Source organism: Nocardioides sp. NPDC006273, assembly GCF_040613495.1.
Classification (GTDB): Bacteria; Actinomycetota; Actinomycetes; order Propionibacteriales; family Nocardioidaceae; genus Nocardioides.
Map to the genome: position 1 here is coordinate 1 of NZ_JBEXSD010000018.1, position 19739 is coordinate 19739.

The 19739-nt window shown below is 68.3% G+C and carries 21 protein-coding genes; 8 read left to right on the plus strand and 13 right to left on the minus strand.

Going from position 1 to position 19739, the window contains the following annotated elements:
- Positions 1-96: 96 nt before the first annotated feature.
- The 5 genes from ABZZ22_RS10165 to ABZZ22_RS10185 all read right to left on the minus strand — a co-directional run bounded on the left by ABZZ22_RS10165 (position 97) and on the right by ABZZ22_RS10185 (position 4981).
- Positions 97-855 carry an enoyl-CoA hydratase-related protein gene (locus ABZZ22_RS10165; protein ID WP_354930172.1) on the minus strand — a complete coding sequence of 253 codons (759 nt, stop codon included), beginning with the start codon at positions 853-855 and terminating at the stop codon, positions 97-99.
- Between the two features lie 47 nt (positions 856-902).
- Positions 903-2279 (minus strand): ABC transporter substrate-binding protein, encoded by a 1377-nt coding sequence (locus ABZZ22_RS10170; RefSeq protein WP_354930175.1) that lies wholly within the window; start codon positions 2277-2279, stop codon positions 903-905.
- Positions 2280-2321: 42 nt separating this feature from the next.
- Complete coding sequence (locus ABZZ22_RS10175; protein ID WP_354930177.1) at positions 2322-3188, minus strand: carbohydrate ABC transporter permease; 867 nt, start codon at positions 3186-3188, stop codon at positions 2322-2324.
- Between the two features lie 79 nt (positions 3189-3267).
- Positions 3268-4101, minus strand: coding sequence for a sugar ABC transporter permease (locus tag ABZZ22_RS10180; RefSeq protein ID WP_354930180.1), 834 nt, complete (start codon positions 4099-4101; stop codon positions 3268-3270).
- 211 nt (positions 4102-4312) lie between these two features.
- Entirely contained in the window at positions 4313-4981 is a 669-nt protein-coding gene (locus tag ABZZ22_RS10185) for a dihydrofolate reductase family protein (RefSeq protein ID WP_354930183.1), read from the minus strand.
- A 60-nt stretch (positions 4982-5041) separates the two neighbouring features.
- Between ABZZ22_RS10185 and galE the strand changes: the two genes are divergently transcribed.
- Complete coding sequence (gene galE, locus ABZZ22_RS10190; protein ID WP_354930186.1) at positions 5042-6019, plus strand: UDP-glucose 4-epimerase GalE; 978 nt, start codon at positions 5042-5044, stop codon at positions 6017-6019.
- A gap of 67 nt (positions 6020-6086) precedes the next feature.
- On the opposite strand, the gene ABZZ22_RS10195 is transcribed toward galE, so the two are convergent.
- The 3 genes from ABZZ22_RS10195 to ABZZ22_RS10205 form a co-directional block, all read right to left on the minus strand.
- Complete coding sequence (locus ABZZ22_RS10195; RefSeq protein ID WP_354930189.1) at positions 6087-6608, minus strand: hypothetical protein; 522 nt, start codon at positions 6606-6608, stop codon at positions 6087-6089.
- A complete protein-coding gene (locus tag ABZZ22_RS10200; protein ID WP_354930193.1) occupies positions 6586-7023 on the minus strand; it encodes a helix-turn-helix transcriptional regulator in 438 nt (145 codons plus the stop codon). The genes ABZZ22_RS10195 and ABZZ22_RS10200 overlap by 23 nt, the downstream gene beginning before the upstream one ends.
- 151 nt (positions 7024-7174) lie before the next feature.
- Positions 7175-8131: an asparaginase gene (locus tag ABZZ22_RS10205; RefSeq protein WP_354930196.1), complete on the minus strand. Its 957-nt coding sequence runs from the start codon at positions 8129-8131 to the stop codon at positions 7175-7177.
- Positions 8132-8159: 28 nt separating this feature from the next.
- Here ABZZ22_RS10205 and ABZZ22_RS10210 point away from each other — a divergent pair, with 28 nt between their 5' ends.
- A complete protein-coding gene (locus ABZZ22_RS10210; RefSeq protein ID WP_354930199.1) occupies positions 8160-9095 on the plus strand; it encodes a sulfite exporter TauE/SafE family protein in 936 nt (311 codons plus the stop codon).
- A gap of 84 nt (positions 9096-9179) precedes the next feature.
- Here the strand turns inward: ABZZ22_RS10210 and ABZZ22_RS10215 are convergent, their stop codons facing one another.
- Positions 9180-10523: a bifunctional dTDP-4-dehydrorhamnose 3,5-epimerase family protein/NAD(P)-dependent oxidoreductase gene (locus ABZZ22_RS10215; protein WP_354930408.1), complete on the minus strand. Its 1344-nt coding sequence runs from the start codon at positions 10521-10523 to the stop codon at positions 9180-9182.
- A 56-nt stretch (positions 10524-10579) separates the two neighbouring features.
- Positions 10580-11578 (minus strand): dTDP-glucose 4,6-dehydratase, encoded by a 999-nt coding sequence (gene rfbB / locus ABZZ22_RS10220; protein WP_278472650.1) that lies wholly within the window; start codon positions 11576-11578, stop codon positions 10580-10582.
- A 94-nt stretch (positions 11579-11672) separates the two neighbouring features.
- On the opposite strand from rfbB, the gene rfbA reads away from it, so the two are divergent.
- Positions 11673-12557: a glucose-1-phosphate thymidylyltransferase RfbA gene (gene rfbA / locus ABZZ22_RS10225; RefSeq protein ID WP_354930203.1), complete on the plus strand. Its 885-nt coding sequence runs from the start codon at positions 11673-11675 to the stop codon at positions 12555-12557.
- A 7-nt stretch (positions 12558-12564) separates the two neighbouring features.
- On the opposite strand, the gene ABZZ22_RS10230 is transcribed toward rfbA, so the two are convergent.
- Both ABZZ22_RS10230 and ABZZ22_RS10235 read right to left on the minus strand, forming a co-directional pair.
- Positions 12565-12936, minus strand: a complete 372-nt coding sequence (locus ABZZ22_RS10230; RefSeq protein WP_354930206.1) for a phosphomannose isomerase type II C-terminal cupin domain — start codon at positions 12934-12936, stop codon at positions 12565-12567.
- Positions 12937-13075: 139 nt separating this feature from the next.
- Positions 13076-14242 carry a nucleotide sugar dehydrogenase gene (locus tag ABZZ22_RS10235; protein ID WP_354930209.1) on the minus strand — a complete coding sequence of 389 codons (1167 nt, stop codon included), beginning with the start codon at positions 14240-14242 and terminating at the stop codon, positions 13076-13078.
- A gap of 90 nt (positions 14243-14332) precedes the next feature.
- On the opposite strand from ABZZ22_RS10235, the gene ABZZ22_RS10240 reads away from it, so the two are divergent.
- The 4 genes from ABZZ22_RS10240 to ABZZ22_RS10255 all read left to right on the plus strand — a co-directional run bounded on the left by ABZZ22_RS10240 (position 14333) and on the right by ABZZ22_RS10255 (position 17804).
- Entirely contained in the window at positions 14333-14620 is a 288-nt protein-coding gene (locus ABZZ22_RS10240) for a helix-turn-helix domain-containing protein (protein WP_354930212.1), read from the plus strand.
- Positions 14620-15471 carry a HipA N-terminal domain-containing protein gene (locus tag ABZZ22_RS10245; RefSeq protein ID WP_354930215.1) on the plus strand — a complete coding sequence of 284 codons (852 nt, stop codon included), beginning with the start codon at positions 14620-14622 and terminating at the stop codon, positions 15469-15471. Before ABZZ22_RS10240 ends, ABZZ22_RS10245 begins: the two co-directional genes overlap by 1 nt.
- 168 nt (positions 15472-15639) lie before the next feature.
- Positions 15640-16554 (plus strand): sulfate adenylyltransferase subunit CysD, encoded by a 915-nt coding sequence (gene cysD, locus ABZZ22_RS10250; RefSeq protein WP_278472664.1) that lies wholly within the window; start codon positions 15640-15642, stop codon positions 16552-16554.
- The gene (locus ABZZ22_RS10255; protein ID WP_354930219.1) at positions 16554-17804 is read left to right on the plus strand and encodes a GTP-binding protein; all 1251 of its coding nucleotides are present in this window, start codon (positions 16554-16556) and stop codon (positions 17802-17804) included. The genes cysD and ABZZ22_RS10255 overlap by 1 nt, the downstream gene beginning before the upstream one ends.
- A gap of 59 nt (positions 17805-17863) precedes the next feature.
- On the opposite strand, the gene ABZZ22_RS10260 is transcribed toward ABZZ22_RS10255, so the two are convergent.
- Positions 17864-18970 carry a serine hydrolase domain-containing protein gene (locus ABZZ22_RS10260; protein ID WP_354930222.1) on the minus strand — a complete coding sequence of 369 codons (1107 nt, stop codon included), beginning with the start codon at positions 18968-18970 and terminating at the stop codon, positions 17864-17866.
- 89 nt (positions 18971-19059) lie between these two features.
- Here ABZZ22_RS10260 and ABZZ22_RS10265 point away from each other — a divergent pair, with 89 nt between their 5' ends.
- Positions 19060-19722 (plus strand): TetR family transcriptional regulator, encoded by a 663-nt coding sequence (locus ABZZ22_RS10265; RefSeq protein ID WP_354930225.1) that lies wholly within the window; start codon positions 19060-19062, stop codon positions 19720-19722.
- The last annotated feature ends 17 nt before the right edge of the window (positions 19723-19739 follow it).

Below are 19739 nucleotides of genomic sequence, written 5' to 3' on the forward strand. Positions count from 1 at the left end.
CTAGACAGCTCCACTCCACACCGGGGAGGCCTTCGTCCACCTACAAGTCAGATCGTGTCGTCGCAGGACTTCGACCAACGTGCCTGGACATCACACCTAGCGGAAGGCGGGCTTCTCCTTGGCCAGGAACGCGCGTACGCCCTCCTTGAAGTCGGCGCCGGTGTAGACCTCGCGGAGCAGGTCCTCATCGCCTTCCGGCGAGGCCTCGGCCCGGGCGGCGAAGTCGGCGAGCTGGCTCTTGGTCGCTCGGACCGTGACCCCGGAGAGCGGCAGGATCCCCTCGACCAGGGCGTCGACCTCGTCGGCCAGCGAGTCGGTCACCGCGGTCAGTGCACCGGTGGCGTAAGCGCGATCGGCGCCGACCAACCGGGCGGTGAGGAGCATCTCGCGCACGACCGGCTCACCGAAGACGGCGGCGGCGCGGTAGACGATGGACGCCGCGAGCGCGTTGCCGAGCGTCTTCGCGATCGGGTAGCCGAAGCGCGAGTGCGGCGTCGCGACCCGCAGGTCGCAGTGGGTCGCGACCGCGAGACCGCCGCCGACGCAGACCCCGTCGACCGCGGCGATGGTGACCTGCGGAAGGGCGAACAGCTTCTCCAACAGCGCGCGGATCCAGTCCTCGTAGTCGACCGCGTCGCGGGAGAGGAAGTCGGAGATCTCGTTGCCGGCGGCGAACGCCCGGCCGCCGGCGCCGGTCAGGACCAGCACCTTCACCGACTCGTCGGCGGCGAGCTCGTCGCACAGGGCGTGCAGCTCGCCGTACATCTCGTGCGTGAAGGCGTTGTGCTTCTGCGGCCGGTTGAAGGTCACCTGTACGACGCCGGGGCGCCGCTCCACTACCAAGTCCTCGCTCACGGGAACCGAGCGTAGGGCACCCGCAGGTGACCCACGCTCGGCACTCATCAGACGAGAGGCTCGACCTGGTCGGTGTAGATCTTCTCCAGCGCCGTCTTGAGGCTGTCCAGCTCGGTCTGGACGTCCTTGTTCTCGGTGAGGATCGTGGCCATGTGGTTGGCCATCTCCAGGTCGCCACCGGGCAGGAAGACGCGGGCGTAGTCCTGCGAGCGGGTGTTCGGGAGCTGATCGATCGCGACCTGCGCCTGCGGGGTCTTCTTCACGATCGCCGCAGGGTCTGCGGACTTGCGGATCGGCACGTATCCGGTCGCCTCGGAGAACTTGATCGCCTGCTCGGGCTCGGTGAGGAACTTGATGAACGTCCCCGCCGCGAGCTGCCGCTCTGGGCTGATGTCCTTCGGGATGCCGACGCCCGAGCCGCCGGTCGGGCTGATCCGCTCGGCCTCCACCGGCCCGGCGGGCAGCGGAGCGACGCCGACGTCGAACTTCGCCGAGGTGATCGCGGTGATCAGGTCACCGGTCGAGCCGACGGTGGCGCTGGCGACGCCCGCCGCGAAGTCCTGGATCTGGTCGACCCCGGCCACCCCGGCGACCTTGTCCTTGTAGACCCAGTCCTTGAGGAAGGAGATGGCCTCGACCGCCTCGGCCGAGCTGCAGGTGATGTCGAAGGACTCCTCCTTCGACCATCCTCCGCCCCAGCCCCACAGGTTGTTCTGCATGGTCCAGCCGGCATAGCCCGCCAGGGCCGGAAGCTGGAACGCGAACTTCGCGCCGCTGGCGGAGGCGAGCTTGGTCTTCCACTCGTCGAACTCCTCCCAGGTCGCCGGTCCCTGGTCCGAGAGCCCGGCCTTCTTCCAGTGGTCCTTGTTGTAGTAGAACAGCGGCGTCGAGCGAGCCCAGGGCACTGCCCAGTGGGCGTCGTCGTAGAGGTAGTCACCCAGCAGCGAGTCGACGTAGTCGTCGGTGTCGAACTCGAGCGCCTCGAAGAGGGAGTCGAGCGGGATGATCTGGTCGTTCATCTTGTAGCGGAACCACCACACGTCCGACAGGTTGATGATGTCGGGCAGGTCGCCGCCGGTCTGCGCCGTCTGGAACTTCTGCGCGATCTCCTCGTAGTCGGCGCCGGCCGTGACCAGCTTGACCCTGATGTCGGACTGCGACGAGTTGAAGGCGTCGACGATTTCGGTGCTGACCTTGATCGAGTCACCAGGGTTGGAGGTCCAGAAGGTGATCTCCTTGGCCGGCTTCACGCCGCTGAAGTCGATCTGCTCGACGGTGCTGCGGCCGTTGCCGCCGCCGGTGGTCGACGGACCGCCACCGCAGGCGGAGAGCGCCGCCGCGGAGATGCCCAGGGCGCTGAGGCCGAGGAACCGTCGTCGGTCCAGGATCAGACCCGAGCGATGCAGGTTGGACGAGGTGTTCATGAAGCATCCTTTCCCTGTTGTGCCAACTGTGGGCTGAGAACGTCAGCCTTTGACGCCGCCTTGGGTGAAGCCGTTGACGATGTGGCGCTGGAGCAAGGCGAAGACGGCGAGGATCGGCAGCAGCACCATCACGGTGCCGGCCATCAGCACCCCGAACGAGCTGGCCGCGGACTCGCTGTTCTGCAGCAGCGTGAGACCGCGCGGCAGCGTCATCATCTCGGGATCCGTGATGATGATCAGCGGCCACAGATAGTCGTTCCACTCGTAGACCACGGCGACCAGAGCGACGGTCGCGATCGACGGCAGCGACATCGGCACCACGCAGTGCCACAGCCGCCGCCAGTGGCCGGCGCCGTCGAGGTGCGCTGCCTCGATCACCTCGTAGGGCAGCTGCATGAACGCCTGGCGCAGCAGGAACGTACCGAAGCCGGTGCCGAGGCCCGGCAGGATGATGCCCCAGTAGGTGTTCTCGCCGCCGAGGCTGCTGATGAAGACGTAGTTGGGGAGGGCGGTGACCTGCGGCGGCACCATCATCGTGGCGAGCACGCCCCAGAAGACGTACTTCTTGGCGGGAAACTCGCAGAAGACCAGGCCGTACGCCGTCAGGATCGCCAGCAGCACCTTCAGCCCGGCGCCGACGACCGTGACGATGCTGGAGTTGAGGAAGAGTCGCCCGAAGGAGACCTTCTGTGCGGCCTCGGAGTAGTTCTCCGGCTTCCAGACCTCGGGGAAGACGACCAGGTCTGTCGTCGCCAGATCGCCGGGGCCCTTGAAGGACGCCAGGAACATGTAGCCGAGCGGCAGCACGACGACGAGGACTGCGAGCAGCAGGATCAGGTAGTCGCGTACGGTCAGCGGCGTCAGCCGCACCCTGCGCGAAGGAGCAGCCGCGCTCATCGAGTGGTTCATCGGGCGGCCTCCGTAGCGCAAGCGCCAGAATACGGACGCCGCCCGATGAAAGGTTCCATGATCGCTCGCTGACGCTCGCTCATCGGTAGTGGACCCGCCTCTCGACGACGATCAGCTGGACGAGCGTGAGCACGACGAGGATCGCGAAGAGCACCGTCGAGAGCATCGCGGAGTAGCCCGCCTGGCTCTGCTCCTTGAAGCCCGTCAGGTAGGCGTCGAAGATCAGGGTGCGAGCGCCGCGGCCGAGCTTGTCCATCGCGATCAGGAGGTCGAAGGCCTGCAGGCTGCTGAGGATCGTGGTGACCATCAGGAAGAATGTGGTCGGCGACAGCAGCGGCAGGGTCACCGTGAAGAACCGCCTCACCGGGCCGGCGCCGTCGAGATCGGCCGCCTCCAGCAGCTCGCCCGGGACGGCCTGCAGCCCGGCGAGATAGACGACCGCGGCGTACCCGAGGTTCTTCCAGACGTAGACGATGATCACCATCGTCAGCGTCCACGGCGGCGAGTTGATCCACTCCGGGCTGTTCAGGCCGACATCGCGCAGGATCGCGGAGAGCGCGCCGATGTTGGGATCGAAGATGTAGAGCCAGGCGAGCCCTACGCCGTAGCCGGAGAGGATGTACGGCGCGAAGACAGTGGCCTGCGCGAAACCCGCGCCCGGGAGCTTGCGGTTGAGGGCCAGCGCGACGCCGAGACCGAGGGCGAGGGTGAAGCCGACGGTCGCGACGGTGAAGATCCCCGTCGTGGTCAGCACCTTGCTCGCCTCACCGGAGGCGAAGAAGTCGCGATAGTTGCCCAGCCCGACCGGGGTCGCGAACTTCGAGCCCAACGTCCAGTTGAGGGTCGAGTAGTAGATGTTCTGGAAGAGCGGCCGATAGATGAAGACCGCGATCAGCGCGACGTTGGGCAGCACGAACGCCAGAAAGGTCAGCCACTCTCGTACACGTCTTCCCGAGAGTGCCTGACGCGGTCGTTTCGCTGTGACTGCCGTCATACCTGGCACGATCGGTGAGTCAATCGGCTGGGTCGGACCCCGTCAAGAGTAAAACTCTCGGTCTCAAGAATTCGTTACCGGAAACTGACCATGGACGTCATGGAATTACCAGGGGTGAAGACTGACGCGGTCACAGGAGCCAGCGGCCGAGCAAGGTGCCGTCGTGCTCGATGAGGGACCCCAGGGAAACCGGCACCTCGAGGGGCGGCGCGGTCACGATGCGTGGGCCGCCGCCGGCGAGGAGCTTCGGGGTGATGGTGTGACAGAGCTCGTCGACCAGGCCGGCCTCGAGCAGCGTGCCGAGCAGCGACGGCCCGCCCTCGCAGAGCACATGCCGCAGCCCCTCGTCGTGCAGGCGGGCGAGGAGCGCCGAGAGGTCGACCTCGAGGGTGTCGGTGACGTAGAGGTTCTCGTCGCCGAGCTCGGCGCGGGCCGCGGCCAGGCCCGGCGCTCCGGCCACCGTGGCGAGCCGGACGGAGCCAGGCCCGCTGCCGCGAAGATCGTCGGGGATCCGGCCGCTGCGGGAGACGATGACGATCGGCGTTCCCTTGGCTTCGTAGGTCTCGGCGGCGGCGGTCCCCGCCCCGACCAGGACCACGTCCGCGAGGTCACGCAGGGCGTGGAAGACCTCGACGTCGACGGTGTTGTTGACCGTGCCGGACCGGCCGTCGGAGCCGGTCGCGGCGCCGTCCAGGGAGCTGACCATGTTGGCGCGCAGCCAAGGCAGCCGGGGCGGCGCGTAGATGGCGCGCAGGCCCTCGGGAGTGGTCGGGTCACCGTCACCGTGCAGGAGGATCACCCTGCCCACGTTAGAGCCGCCGGTGGTCGAGCTCGTCGAGACCCGCGCTATCTTCTTCGCATGAGTTGGTTGGTTACCGGAGGCGCGGGCTACATCGGATCGCACGTCGTACAGGCGCTGCTCGACGCAGGCCTGGAGCCGGTGGTCCTCGACGATCTCTCCTCGGGGTTCACGAAGTTCGTGCCCGACGGCGTCACGCTCGTCGAGGCGTCGTTGCTCGACCGGTCCGCCGTCGAGCAGGGGATCGGTGACAACGGCGTCGAGGGCGTCATCCACCTCGCCAGCTTCAAGTACGCCGGGGTGTCGGTGCAGCGCCCGCTGCACACCTACGCCCAGAACGTCACCGGCACCGCCACCCTTCTCGAGGCGATGGCAGCCACCGGCGTCGACCAGATCGTCTTCTCCTCCTCGGCCGCGACCTTCGGGACCCCCGACGTCGACCTGGTCACCGAGACCACGCCGACCAACCCGGAGAGCCCCTACGGCGAGTCGAAGCTGATCGGCGAGTGGCTGATCGCCGACGTGGCGCGCGCCGAGGGGCTCACGCACACGAGCCTGCGCTACTTCAACGTGGTGGGCTCCGGGAGCAAGGACCTCTACGACACCAGCCCCCACAACCTCTTCCCGCTGGTCTTCGACGCGCTGGCGAAGGGCAAGACGCCGCAGATCAACGGCGACGACTACCCGACCCCCGACGGCACCTGCGTACGCGACTACGTGCACGTCGCCGACCTCGCCCACTCCCACGTGGTCGCCGCCAAGCGGCTCGCCGAGGGCAAGGACCTCGAGCCGGTCTACAACCTCGGCTCGGGCGAAGGCTCCTCGGTCCGGCAGATCATGGACACGATCCGTGAGGTGACCGGCATCGAGTTCGAGCCCGTCATCAACCCGCGCCGCCCCGGCGATCCCGCTCGCATCGTCGCCACCGGCGACCTCGCCCGCCGGGACCTGGACTGGCAGATGCGCCACGACCTGCGTTCCATGGTCGCCACCGCCTGGGAGGCCCGCCAGGCCGCAGGCGCCGACTACCCCAGCTGACCGGCTCCCGGCGAAATTGAAGGCGGCCCGCTCTTTCGAGCGGGCCGCCTTCGCTGTTCGACCTGGATCAGGCCTTGGCGTTCGTGGTGCCGGCCTTCTTGGCGGGAGCCTTCTTCGCCGGGGCCTTCTTGGTGGGGGCCGGCTTGGCCGGCGCCTCGGGGGTCGCCGCGGCGGCCGGGGCGGGGGCCGCGGGGCTCTCGGCGACGATCTCGTTCTTCTTGAGCTTCGCGACGAAGGTCTCACCGCGGGTGGCGAGCTTGTCGTAGGTGCCGGTGGCGTTGTCGGTGGTCTCGTCGAGCTTCGACTTGACGGTCACCTTCAGCTTCTCGGGAAGGACGGTGTACTGCTCCTTCGCCAGGGCCGGGAGCGTCTTCGGGTTGAAGCCGGTCACGGTGGTCTTGGCGGCGGTGGCCTTCTCGGTCGCCTTGGTGCGGGCGTCGGTCAGCTTGGTGGTCGCCTCGGAGCGGTAGCCGTCGACCCGCTTCTGGATGTCGGTCGCGTAACCCTTGACGGTCTCGTAGGCGAGGTCGGCGACGCCGGCGACGGCGTTGAGGGGCTTGGTGGTCTCAATCTTGGGCAGGGTGGGCATCTGGGTTCTCCTCAGGATGGGGTGCTTCTTCATCGGCGGCCGGCGCATCGTCGGTGACACGACCGTTGAGAGCAAGGAACGAGTGATAGACGTCGAGCAGCGAGTGCTTCTGCCGCTCGGTCAGCGTCGGGTCGGCGAGCACCGCGAGCTCCACGGACCCGGCGACGTTCGAGTCAGGGCTGAGGATGCCGGCACGGACATAGACCTGCTCCGCCGAGATCCGCAGCGCCTTGGCGATCTGCTGGAGGACCTCAGCCGATGGCTTGCGCAGACCGCGCTCGATCTGGCTGAGGTAGGGGTTGGACACGCCTGCTTGGTCGGCAAGCTGACGCAGAGACATCTCGGCCGAGATCCTCTGTTCCTTCAGATACTCGCCGAGCGTGCCGACCGCACTCGTGACCTTGCTCTTGACCATGCCCCCAGTGTGCTAACAATTGCTAGCAAACACAAGTCCTCGGCAACTGAAGTGACACACATCACCTACTAGTTGCGTTATCAACCAGCGAAAACACGCGTGGAGCGGCGTTCGAAACCCGCTAGCAATCCGCTAGCAATCTGCGAGCAACTCACAGCAGCGCCCGGATCTCCCCCACCCTGCGCCCGCCCCCGAGGATCGGCGCATCACCCGTCGCCCGCACCGCGTCGGCGTCGACCCCCTCGAGGTCGCCGACCCCGTCCCGAAGCAGCGCCGCGGCCATCACGACCGGCCGCGCCCGGTCACCGCCGTCGTCAGTCTTCAAGGCCCAGGCGCGGCCGTCGGGCAGCGCGACCGCATAGACCGCCTCGGCACCCAGCTTGCCGATCAGACCAGGTACGGCCCGGTGCAGCGCCACCTCGTCGCGGGTCGTGCCCGAGACGTACTCGGGGTGTGCGCGCATCGCCGCGGCGACCCGCGCAGCCGGGCCGTCGACCGCCGCGGCGAGGGTCGAGAACGCCCGCGCCAGCCCGGTCAGCGACGTGGACAGAGCCGGCGCCCCGCAGCCGTCGACGGTGACGTACGCAGCCTCGCCGGTGCACGCCTCGAGCACCTCCTGGATCCCCACCTGAAGAGGGTGCTCGGGATCCAGATAGCCCTCGAGCGGCCAGCCGGCCGTGACACAGGTGGCGAGCATCGCGGCGTGCTTGCCGGAGCAGTTCATCGCCAGCCGGGACTTCGGCTGATTGCGACGCAGCGCCTCCTCGCGGGCTTCCACCCCGAACGGGTGGTCCTCGATGTTGCCGAGCGCGGACTCGTCCAGGCCGACGGTGGCGAGGATGCGGCGTACGCCTTCTTGGTGGATCGCCTCCCCCGAGTGGGAGGCGCAGGCGAGGGCGAGCAGATCGGGCGGCAGGTCGAGGCCGAGGATCGCCATCGCGAGAGCCTGGACCGGCTTGTTCGAGGAGCGGGGCAGGATCGGTGAGTCGACGTCACCGAGCGACCACCCCACGGTGCCGTCGGCAGCCAGGGCGACGGCGGACCCGTAATGGTGTCCTTCGACGAAGTCGGAGCGGATGATCTCGGCGAACGGCACGGGTGCTGGCATGGGGGCGAGACTATGTGAGAGTTGCCCCGTGCTCGCCGACCTCCTCACCCAAGAAGCACTCAGCGTGCTCGTGGTCAGCTTCGGCATCGGCATCGTCGTCGGACTGACCGGCATGGGCGGTGGCGCCCTGATGACGCCGGCGCTGATCTTCCTCGGAGTGCCCCCGACGACCGCCGTGGCCAACGACCTCGTCGCCGCCTCGGTCAACAAGTCGGTCGGTGCCACGGTGCACTGGCGCCACGGCTCCCCCAACCTCCGGCTGGCGACGTACCTGGTCATCGGCTCGGTGCCCTTCGCCTTCCTGGGCACGTTCGTGCACAAGCTGGCGCCGGGCGACACCGACCACTTCCTCAAGCTCATCCTCGGCGGGGCGCTGCTGTTCGCGGCCGCGTCCTACATGTTCCGGATGTACCTCCAGCTTCGCCTGGTCACCGGCGGCAACGAGGCCCCCGAGGGTGATCCCACCCTGAAGCCGCTGCTCACGATCGTCATCGGCGCGCTCGGCGGCCTCCTCGTCGGCATCACCTCGGTCGGCTCCGGCTCGGTCATCATGATCGCGCTGCTGCTGGTCTACCCGACGCTCTCCGCGGTCAAGCTGGTCGGCACCGACCTGGTCCAGGCGGTGCCGCTCGTCCTGGCCGCCGCGATCGGGCAGGTGATCAACCACGGCGTCGAGTGGGCGGTGCTGATCCCGCTCATCCTCGGCGGCACCCCCGGCACCTTCCTCGGCTCCCGGATGGCGCGCTGGGTCTCCCAGTCGGTCATCCGCCGCGGCATCGTCATCATGCTGACGCTCTCCGGCGCCAAGATGCTCGGAGCCGACGCGACGTTCCTGCTGTTCCTGGGCGGCGGGATGCTGCTCCTCGGTCCACTGCTGTGGGGCTTCATCCGCCAGTCGCGCGGCCTGGCCGCCTTCGACAACAACGCCGCTGCCTGGCGGCTGCCCGACCGCTCGGACAAGTAGGCCGCGCCCCGCTGGTCGAGCCCTTCGACAGGCTCAGGAACCACCGCGAGGCCGCCCGCGGCCGAGCGTGTCGACCAGCGGGGTTCAGGCCTTCAGGTAGCGGCGCAGGGCTTCGAGGTGGTCCTCGGGCTCGAAGCCGGTGGCGGTGAGCTTGTCGAGGGACATCACCGAATTGAGCGGTCGCGGCGCGACCCCCTCCTTGCCCGCGAAGTAGGCCTCCGTCGAGGTCGCGCCCACGTCACCCACGTCGCGCCCCGACAGCGAGAACACCTCAGCGGCGATGTCGCGCCACGAGCACGGTTCGCCGGCGTTGGTGCAGTTGTAGACCCCGTACGCAGCCTCGGACCGCAGCAGGTGAGCGGTGGCCGCGGCAAGGGTGTCGGTGAAGGTGAGCCGGCCGATCTGGTCGTCCACCACGGTGGGCGAGACGCCCTTCTCGGCGAGAGCCGCCATGGTGCGTACGAAGTTCTTGCCGTCGCCGACGACCCAGGACGTGCGCAGGATGTAGTGACGGGGAGCGCCGGCGACGGCGATGTCACCGGCAGCCTTGGACTGGGCGTAGACGCCGAGGGGTGAGACCGGCTCGTCCTCGGTGTGCTCGGTGGCGGTGCCGTCGAAGACGTACTCGGTCGAGTAGTGCACCAGGGTCAGCCGGTGCTCGGTCGCGACCCGGGCGAGGAGCGCCGGAGCCGTCGCGTTCGCGGCCCAGGCGGTGCGCCGGCCGTCGGCGGTCTCGGCGACGTCGACGGCGGTGTAGGCGGCGGCGTTGAGGATGAGCTGGTAGTCCGGCCACGGCCACGCCGCGACGGCCTTCTCGTCCGAGATGTCCAGCTCGTCGAGGTCGACCGCGTCCGCCTCGGGGAAGGTCGCGGCCAGGGCCCGGCCGAGCTGGCCGTTGGCGCCGATGATCAGCGTCTTCTTCGGCTTCATCGGGGTGATCTCGGCCAGGCGCGGGTTGGCCCGGTCCTTGTCGGAGAGCTCGGCGGAGTCCAGCGGGATCGGCCAGGCGATCGCGGCGGTCTCGTCGGCGAGGTTGAGCGCCGGGTAGGCGAACCCGGGACGCCAGTGGTCGTTGACCAGGTAGGAGTAGACCGTGCCGTCCTCGAGCGCCTGGTAGGAGTTGCCGACCCCGCGCGGCACGAAGACCGCGGTGTCGGGGCCGATCTCGATGGAGAACGTCGCTCCGAAGGAGTCCCCTTCGCGCATGTCGACCCACGCCGCGAACACCCGTCCGCACGCCACGGAGACGAACTTGTCCCACGGCTCGGTGTGGATGCCACGGGTCGCACCGCGGGAGGCGTTGAAGGACATGTTGTTCTGCACCGGACCGAAGTCGGGGAGCCCCAGCTCCACCATCTTCGCGCGCTGCCAGTTCTCCTTGAACCAGCCGCGGGAGTCCCCGTGCAGAGGCAGACGGGCTACCAGCATGCCCGGGATCGGGGCCTGTTCGACGGTCAGCTCCGGCACGCGCTCGTCAGGCACGGTCACTGCCCCTTCGCGGCGTACTTGGTTTCGGTCTCGTGCTTCAGCGGCGACCACCAGGCCTCGTTCTCCTGATACCAGGCGATCGTCGCGGCCAAGCCCTTGTCGAAGTCCTGGTACTTCGGCTCCCAGCCGAGCTCGCTGCGCAGCTTGCCGGACTCGATGGCGTAGCGACGGTCGTGGCCGGCGCGGTCGGTGACCCACTCGATGTCGTCCTCGGGACGGCCGAAGTGACGCAGGATCGCGCGGACGACGTCAACGTTGGACTTCTCGCCGTCGGCACCGATCAGGTAGGTCTCCCCGGTCCGGCCCTTCTCCAGGATCGCCCAGACCGCCGAGGAGTGGTCCTCGGTGTGGATCCAGTCGCGCACGTTGAGCCCGTCGCCGTAGACGCGCGGCCGGCGCCCCTCGATCACCTCGGTGATCTGGCGCGGGATGAACTTCTCGACGTGCTGCCACGGGCCGTAGTTGTTGGAGCAGTTGGAGATCGTCGCACGCACGCCGAAGGAGCGCACCCAGGCGCGGACGAGGTGGTCGGAGCCGGCCTTGGTGGCCGAGTAGGGCGAAGACGGCTGGTAGGGGGTGTCCTCGGTGAACCGCTTCGGGTCGTCCAGGTCAAGGTCGCCGTAGACCTCGTCGGTGGAGACGTGGTGGAACCGCACGTCGTGGCGGCGGACGGCCTCGAGCAGGACGAACGTGCCGACGATGTTGGTCTGGACGAACGGCGCCGGGTCGGAGAGCGAGTTGTCGTTGTGCGACTCGGCCGCGTAGTGCACCACGGCGTCCGACTCCGCGACCAGCGGCTCGACGACCGCGGCGTCCGAGATGTCGCCGACCACCAGCTTCACCCGGTCCTCCGGCAGCCCGGCCAGCGATGCCTCCGAGGAGGCATAGGTCAGCTTGTCGAGCACCGTCACGTACGCATCGGTGTTGGCCACGAGGTGGTGCACGAAGTTGGAGCCGATGAACCCGGCGCCGCCAGTCACAAGAATCCGTCTCACCGGTTCATCGTAGGCAGAATTCACCACCTGATGGTTGCCGCGCCCCGGCGGGTTCCCTAGAACGTGGGGTGAACATCCGTAGGATCAACGAACCATGAAGGGGATCATTCTTGCCGGCGGCACCGGCTCACGTCTGCACCCGATCACGCTCGCGATCAGCAAGCAGCTGATGCCGATCTACGACAAGCCGATGATCTACTACCCACTGACCACCCTGATGCTGGCAGGCATCCGCGACATCCTGGTGATCACGACGCCCCACGAGGCCTCCGGGTTCCACCGGCTCCTGGGTGACGGCAGCCATCTCGGCGTCAACATCAGCTACGCCGAGCAGCCCTCCCCCGACGGTCTCGCCCAGGCGTTCACGATCGGCGCCGACGTGGGCTTCCTCGATGCGAGCGCAAGCGAGGACGACAACTGTGTCGGCCTCGTCCTGGGCGACAACATCTTCTACGGCCCCGGCCTCGGCACCCAGCTCGCCCGGTTCAAGACGATCTCCGGTGGCGCTGTGTTCGGCTACCGCGTCGCCGACCCGAGGGCGTACGGCGTCGTCGAGTTCGACGAGAACCACAAGGCCATCTCCCTGGAGGAGAAGCCTGCCGAGCCGAAGAGCCCGTACGCCGTCCCCGGCCTCTATTTCTACGACAGCTCGGTCATCGAGCACGCCCGCCAGCTCAAGCCGTCCGCGCGCGGCGAGCTCGAGATCACCGACCTCAACCGGATCTATCTCGAGGCCGGCACCCTCCAGGTCGAGGTTCTGCCCCGAGGCACGGCCTGGCTCGACACCGGCACCCTCGAGGACCTCAACGAGGCCGCCAACTTCATCCGCGCCATCGAGCACCGCCAGGGCACCAAGATCGGCGCCCCCGAAGAGGTCGCCTGGCGCCAGGGCTGGCTCTCGGACGAGGAGCTCTGCGAGCTCGCCCAGCCGCTACTGAAGAGCGGCTACGGGAAGTACCTGCTCGGGCTGCTCGCCTAGCCGGGCCTCAGGCTTCGGCCGCGACCGTCTGCTCGACCCGGCCGAAGTCGTCCTCGAGCCGGACGATGTCGTCCTCGCCGGTGTAGCCACCGCGCTGGACCTCGATGATCGAGAGCGGCTCGTCGGTCTCGTTGCAGATCCGGTGGGCCTGGCCGACGGCGACGTCGACCGACTCGCCCGGGCCGGCGATGGTGGTCACACCGTCGATGATGCAGGTCGCCTTGCCGTAGATGACCACCCAGTGCTCGGAGCGGTGGGTGTGGGTCTGGTAGGAGAGGCGGCTTTTGGGGAGCACCTCGATCCGCTTGACCTTGTACCCCGGACCGACGTCGATGACCTGCCACGAACCCCAGGGGCGGGTCTCGGAGTCACCAGCCATGATGTTGCCTCATTCCTAGACACTGAGCAGAAGACGCGACCATAACTGTACGCATCGGCGCACGGTTCGTTGCCCGCCGATGTTCACCGGTCCGTTACTCGCAGGTCGCCCGCGACAGCCCGATGTCCGCCGGTGGACCTCAGTCCCGCCCGTAGATGTCGCGGGTGTAGACCTTGTCGGCGACATCGGCGAGCACCTCGGTGCGCCGGTTGGCGATGATCACGTCGGCCCGGCTCTTGAACTCGTCGAGATCCCTGATGATCTCCGAGTGGAAGAACTCCGGCTCCTCGAGCTCGGGCTCGTAGATGATGACCTCGACGCCCTTGGCCTTGATCCGCTTCATCACTCCCTGGATCGAGGACTCCCGGAAGTTGTCCGAGCCCGACTTCATGATCAGCCGGTAGACGCCGACCACCTTCGGCTCGCGGCGAAGGACGTCGTTGGCGACGAAGTCCTTGCGCGTGGTGTTGGCCTCCACGATCGCCGAGATGAGGTTCTGCGGGACGTCTTGGTAGTTGGCCTGCAGCTGCCTGGTGTCCTTCGGCAGGCAGTAGCCGCCGTAGCCGAAACTGGGGTTGTTGTAGTGCGACCCGATCCGTGGGTCCAGACCGACGCCCTCGATGATCTGGGGCGTGTTGAGACCGTGGGTGGCCGCGTAGGTGTCGAGCTCGTTGAAGTAGGCGACCCGCAGCGCGAGGTAGGTGTTGGCGAACAGCTTGATCGCCTCGGCCTCCGTCGCGCCGGTCATCAGGACCGGCACGTCCGGCTCCAGGGAGCCTTCGAGCAGCAGCTCGGCGAACCCCTTCGCGGCCGCGGAGTCGTCGCCGACGACGATGCGGGAGGGGTGCAGGTTGTCGTGGAGCGCCTGGCCCTCGCGCAGAAACTCGGGGCTGAAGAAGAGCGTCGTCTCGGGATGCTCGGCCCGCTTGGCCGCGATGTAGCCGACCGGGATCGTCGACTTCACCACGATCGCGGCCTCTGGCGCGTAGCTCACCGCGTCCACGATCACACTGTCGACGGTGGAGGTGTCGAAGTAGTTCGAGGCCTCGTCGTAGTTGGTCGGAGTGGCGACGACGACGAACGCGGCGTCCGCGTAGGCGTCCTGCTTGTCGAGGGTCGCGCGCAGACCGAGCTCCTTGGTGGCCAAGAAGCTGGTGATCTCGGCGTCCTCGATCGGTGTCTTCCGCGCGTTGACCATGTCGACCCGCTCCTGGGAGATGTCGAGGACGACGACCTCGTGCTTCTGCGCGAGCAGGACCGCGAGCGACATCCCGACGTATCCCACGCCGACAACGGTGATCTTCATATCGGCCACTGTAAGCAGCGGTTCGGGGCGGGTCACAGCACCATCGCTCGACCATGTTCCTGTACGGGAACATCCAATAGAGTGTTCATCGTGCCGTCGCCATACCTGACCTCACCGGCTGCCTTCGGGTCGGCCGTGCACTCGGCCCGGCGCCGCGCCGGCCTCACCCAGAGCGACCTGGCGCACCGCGCCGGGGTCGGCCGGCGGTTCGTGGTCGACGTCGAGGCCGGCCATCCGCGCGCCGAGCTCGGAAAGGCCCTCGCTCTCCTGGCGGCCCTGGACGTCTACCTCGCCCCCGCCCAGCTCACCGCGATCGCCCCACCGCTCGAGGACGTCGATCTCGACGCCGTCCTGAGCCGCTGTCTGACCGGACCGTGATGAGGGAGCTGTACGCCTTTGCCGGCCGCCGCCGGCTGGGCACCTTCCGTCAGGTCGGTGACTGGATCGACTTCGTCTACGCCGAGACCGCCGGCCCGACGCCGATCTCGCTCTCCCTCCCGCGCACCGGCCCGGCCGCGACCCCGGGAGCGGCACGCGCGTGGCTCGACAACCTGCTCCCGGCCCGCGAGGACGTACGCCGCCGATGGGCGCGCGAGCGAGGCCTCCCCGACACCGAGCCGATGACGCTGCTCGCCTCCTACGGCGACGATCTCCCCGGCGCGGTCTCACTCACCGCCGATCCCGACCTGCCCTGGCGCCGAGCACCGCAGCCCGTCGAGGCGCCGCTGGCCGACATCGCGACCCGGCTCGCGGCGCTGCGCAACCAGCCCACCTCCTGGCTCGACCAGCGAGCGCGGCCACGGTTCTCCCTCGGCGGTCACCACGGCAAGTTCGCGCTGCGACGGGCTTCGGGGCAGTGGCTCTGGCCGACGTACGAGCATCCGTCGACGCACATCCTGCGACCGACGACCCCCGAAGACGCCTCCGCGGTGATCGCGGACCTCGACCGGTCCCGCTCAGATGCGATCCCCGCCACCCGCACCGAGCTGATCAACTTCGGCGCGCAGACCGCCCTCGTCTCGGAGCGCTGGGACCGGCTCGGCGGCCAGCGCATCCATGCCGAGACGATCCGACAGGCGCTCGGACGTCGGCCGGGCGAGGAGGTCGACCCCGGCGGCGTACGCGACCTGTTCCTGCGCCTCGGGCTGAGGCTTCCGCCGGCCGGTGACCTCGGCCGGATCGCCTTCCTGCTGGCCGGGGACCGGGCCGTTGTCGCGCCGCGACGCTAGCCGACTCGCCTGTCGTATCTCACCTTGCGAATGGCGCTGCCGATGAGGGCCGAGGGGCTGCGTACACTCGCAATCCCGCCCACGCGGGGATGGGACATTTCGCCGTGCCGTGGAAGCCGCCACTAGCATGGGCGCCTCAACCTGACGGAGAGGTCCTCTGGTTCCGTAATGACTGCAACACACGCCGACTACCGGCTCAGCCAGCTCGACCAGCTGGAAGCCGAGTCGATCCACATCTTCCGCGAGGCCGCGGCCGAGTTCGAGAAGCCTGTCCTGATGTTCTCGGGCGGCAAGGACAGCATCGTGATGCTGCGACTTGCGGAGAAGGCTTTCTTCCCTGCCAAGATCCCGTTCCCCGTCCTCCAGATCGACAACGGTCTCGACTTCCCCGAGGTCGCCGAGACCCGTGACCGCTGGGTCAGCCGCCTGGGCGTACGCCTGGTGATCGCGAGCATCGATGACGCCATCGAGCGCGGCATCGTCGTCGACGACGGCAAGACCTCGCGCAACCGCCTCCAGACTCCGACCCTGCTCAACGCGATCGAGGAGAACGGCTTCACCGCCGCCTTCGGTGGCGGTCGCCGCGACGAGGAGAAGGCGCGCGCCAAGGAGCGCGTCTACTCCCACCGCGACGAGTTCGGCCAGTGGGACCCCAAGATGCAGCGCCCCGAGCTCTGGTCTCTCTACAACGGCCGCCTCCACGAGGGCGAGCACATGCGCGTCTTCCCGATCTCCAACTGGACCGAGCTGGACATCTGGGACTACATCGGCCGCGAGGGCATCGAGATCCCCCAGGTCTACTTCGCGCACCAGCGCCGCGTCTTCGAGCGCGACGGCATGCTGCTCACCGAGACTCCGCTCAACCCGCTGCGCGAGGGCGAGGTCGTCACCGAGCGCACCGTCCGTTACCGCACCTGCGGCGACATGACGCTGACCGGTTGCGTCGAGTCGACGGCTTCCACCATCCCCGAGATCATCGAGGAGGTCGCCGCCGCCCGGGTCACCGAGCGTGGCGCGACCCGCGGTGACGACAGGTTCTCCGAGGCAGCCATGGAGGACCGCAAGAAGGAAGGCTACTTCTGATGGCCATGGATCTGCTGCGGTTCGCGACCGCCGGCTCCGTCGACGACGGCAAGTCCACGCTCATCGGGCGGCTGCTGTTCGACTCGAAGTCGATCTTCACCGACCAGCTCGAGTCGGTCGAGAAGACCTCACTGGACAAGGGCCACGGCTACGTGGACCTCTCGCTGCTGACCGACGGGCTGCGCTCCGAGCGGGAGCAGGGCATCACCATCGACGTGGCCTACCGCTACTTCGCGACGCCCAACCGCAAGTTCATCATCGCCGACACCCCCGGCCACGTGCAGTACACGCGCAACATGGTCACCGGTGCCTCCACCGCCGACCTCGGCCTGGTGCTCGTCGACGCCCGTCACGGCCTCACCGAGCAGTCGCGTCGTCACGCCGTCCTGCTCTCGCTGCTGCGCGTGCCGCACCTGGTCCTGTGCATCAACAAGATGGACCTCGTGGACTACTCCCAGGAGGTCTACAACAAGATCTCGGCCGAGTTCACCGCGTTCGCGACCAAGCTCAACATCCCGGACCTCGAGGTCATCCCGATCTCGGCGCTCCAGGGCGACAACGTGGTGACCCGGTCCACCAGCATGGACTGGTACTCCGGCCCGACGCTGATCCACCACCTCGAGCACGTCCACGTCGCCTCCGACCGCGACCTGGTCGACGTGCGCCTTCCGGTGCAGTACGTCATCCGGCCGAAGTCCGACGACCACCACGACTACCGCGGCTACGCGGGTCAGGTCGCCGGTGGCGTGCTCAAGCCGGGTGACGAGGTCATGGTGCTTCCGTCCGGCATGACCAGCAAGATCGCCGGGATCGACCTGTTCGACAAGGAGATCTCCGAGGCGTTCCCGCCGATGTCGGTGACCGTACGCCTCGAGGACGACGTCGACGTGAGCCGCGGCGACATGATCTCGCGGGTCAAGAACGCTCCCGAGCCCAGCCAGGACATCGACGCGATGATCTGCTGGATGACCAACGCTCCGCTGCGTCCGCGGCAGAAGCTGGCCATCAAGCACACCTCCAACTCGGGACGAGCGCTGATCAAGGACATCCAGTACCGCCTGGACGTCAACTCGCTCCACCGTGACCTGGAGACCAAGGAGCTCGGCCTCAACGAGATCGGCCGCGTCCAGCTGCGCACCACCAAGCCGCTGCTGTGCGACCCCTACTCGAAGAACCGCACCACCGGCTCCTTCATCCTCATCGACGAGGGGACCGGCGTCACCGTCGGCGCGGGCATGATCAACGACTGATCCGGCACGTACGCACGAAGGCGGCGGCTCCCTGACGGGACCGCCGCCTTCGGCGTCTCTCAGGGAGACAGCGCGAGCTGGACGAACGCCTCGAGGGCGTGGTCGATCGGGTGCGGCTGCGGCCGGCCGTCCGCGCCGAGCGTGTTCCACCGCTGCCGGTTGACCGCGAGCGAGACCTGCCGGCGCCCGTCGGCGCTGGTCAGCGACAACGCACCACCGCCCCACACCGAGCCGTCGTGTCCCCAGAAGGTGCCGACGCCGGGGACCTCCCGGCGGTGGAGGCCCAGGCCGTAGTCGATCAGCGTCCCGTCGAAGGCGATCACCGGCACCGTACGCTGCATCTCCGCCAGCATCAGGAGGCCGATCACCTCGCCGGCCAGCAGGCGCGCGAAGAACCGGTTGAGGTCGGCGACGGTGGAGACGAGCGAGGCCGAGACGCCCACCCAGGACATGTCGAAGACGCTGAAGTCCCGTGGCGGCTCGAACATGCCGAACCAGGACTCATAGAGCCGCGAGTGCGGCCCCGACACCGACAGCCCGCTGGGGAAGCGGGTGTGCTCCAGACCGGCCGGGACGATCACGTCGCGGGTGATCAGCTGCTCGGCCGCTAGCCCGCCGACCTCCTCGAGGAGCTGGCCGAGCAGCAGGTAGTTGGTGTTGGAGTAGACGCCCGGCGTGCTGCCCGGCCTCCCGGTGGGTGGCGCCTCGACGCCGAGCTTGATCAGCTCGTGCGGGTCGAACGTCCGGCGCCGGTTGTCCTCCAGGCTGTCCGGCGTGGTGCGCGCGACGTCGGGGAAGGCGGCGAGCGACGGGTAGGCGTACGGGAGGTACTCACGCAGGCCGCTGGTGTGATTGATCAGCATCCGCACGGTGATCTCCTGGCCACGGTCACCGGAGACCAGTCCAGGGAGGTAGTCGCCGATCGGCCGATCGAGCTCGATCGCTCCGCGTTCGGCGTACTGCAGCACCGCCACGGACGTGAAGCTCTTCGTGATGCTCCCGACCCGGTGACGCAGATCGGCGTTCACCGGTCGGCGGGAGGTCAGGTCGGCGACGCCAACGGCATGCCGCCAGACCTCGTCGCCGTCGCGTACTTCGGCGAAGGCGCCGGGCATGCCCGCGCGATGCAGGTCCTCGAGCGCGGACTCGAGCTGTGTGGTTTCCATGATCAGTGCCCTTCATGTTTTGCGGTGTAAGATAGAGGATAATGTACGCCGTAAAGCAAGCGGACCCAAGGAAACCGGAGGACCACGAGATGACGGCTCGCCCGACCCGAGGGCGTGGGCAGCACGCCGGCCTGAGCGCGCACGCCATCTTGCGGTCGGCCATCCGGCTCGCCGACCGCGAGGGACTCGGCGCGCTGTCGATGCGTCGCCTGGGCACCGAGCTCGGCGTCGAGGCGATGGCGCTCTACCATCACTTCCCCAGCAAGGACGCCCTACTGGACGCGGTCGTCGGCGAGCTCGTCACCGAGGCGACCGCCGCGCAGCCGCCCGGCGACGACTGGCAGGCCGCACTGCGCGGATACGGCCTCGCCTTCCACGCCAGCCTGACCGCGCACCCGCAGCTGGTGCCCCTGGTCCTGACCCGCCCGGCGGTCACCTCCGGCAACCTGCAGGTCGTCGAGTCTCTGGTCGGGTCGATCTCTGCCGCCGGGTTCGCGCCCGAGCGCGCCCTGGACATGGTCTACGCCGTCGGCCGGCTGGCCTTCGTCCATGCCGCCCTCTCCACCGGCACCGACGAGGCGACGTTCGTACGCGGCGATCCCACCGATCGGCTGGGAGCCATCTCGGCCGAGGACTACCCCCACCTCGCCGCCGCCGCACAGGCCAGCATCGGGCGCCCGCTGACCTACCGGCTCGAGTTCGCCGTGGATGCGCTGATCGCCGGCTTCGCGCAGCTGCAGCACCGCCCCTGACCCCGCCCGTGGCACGG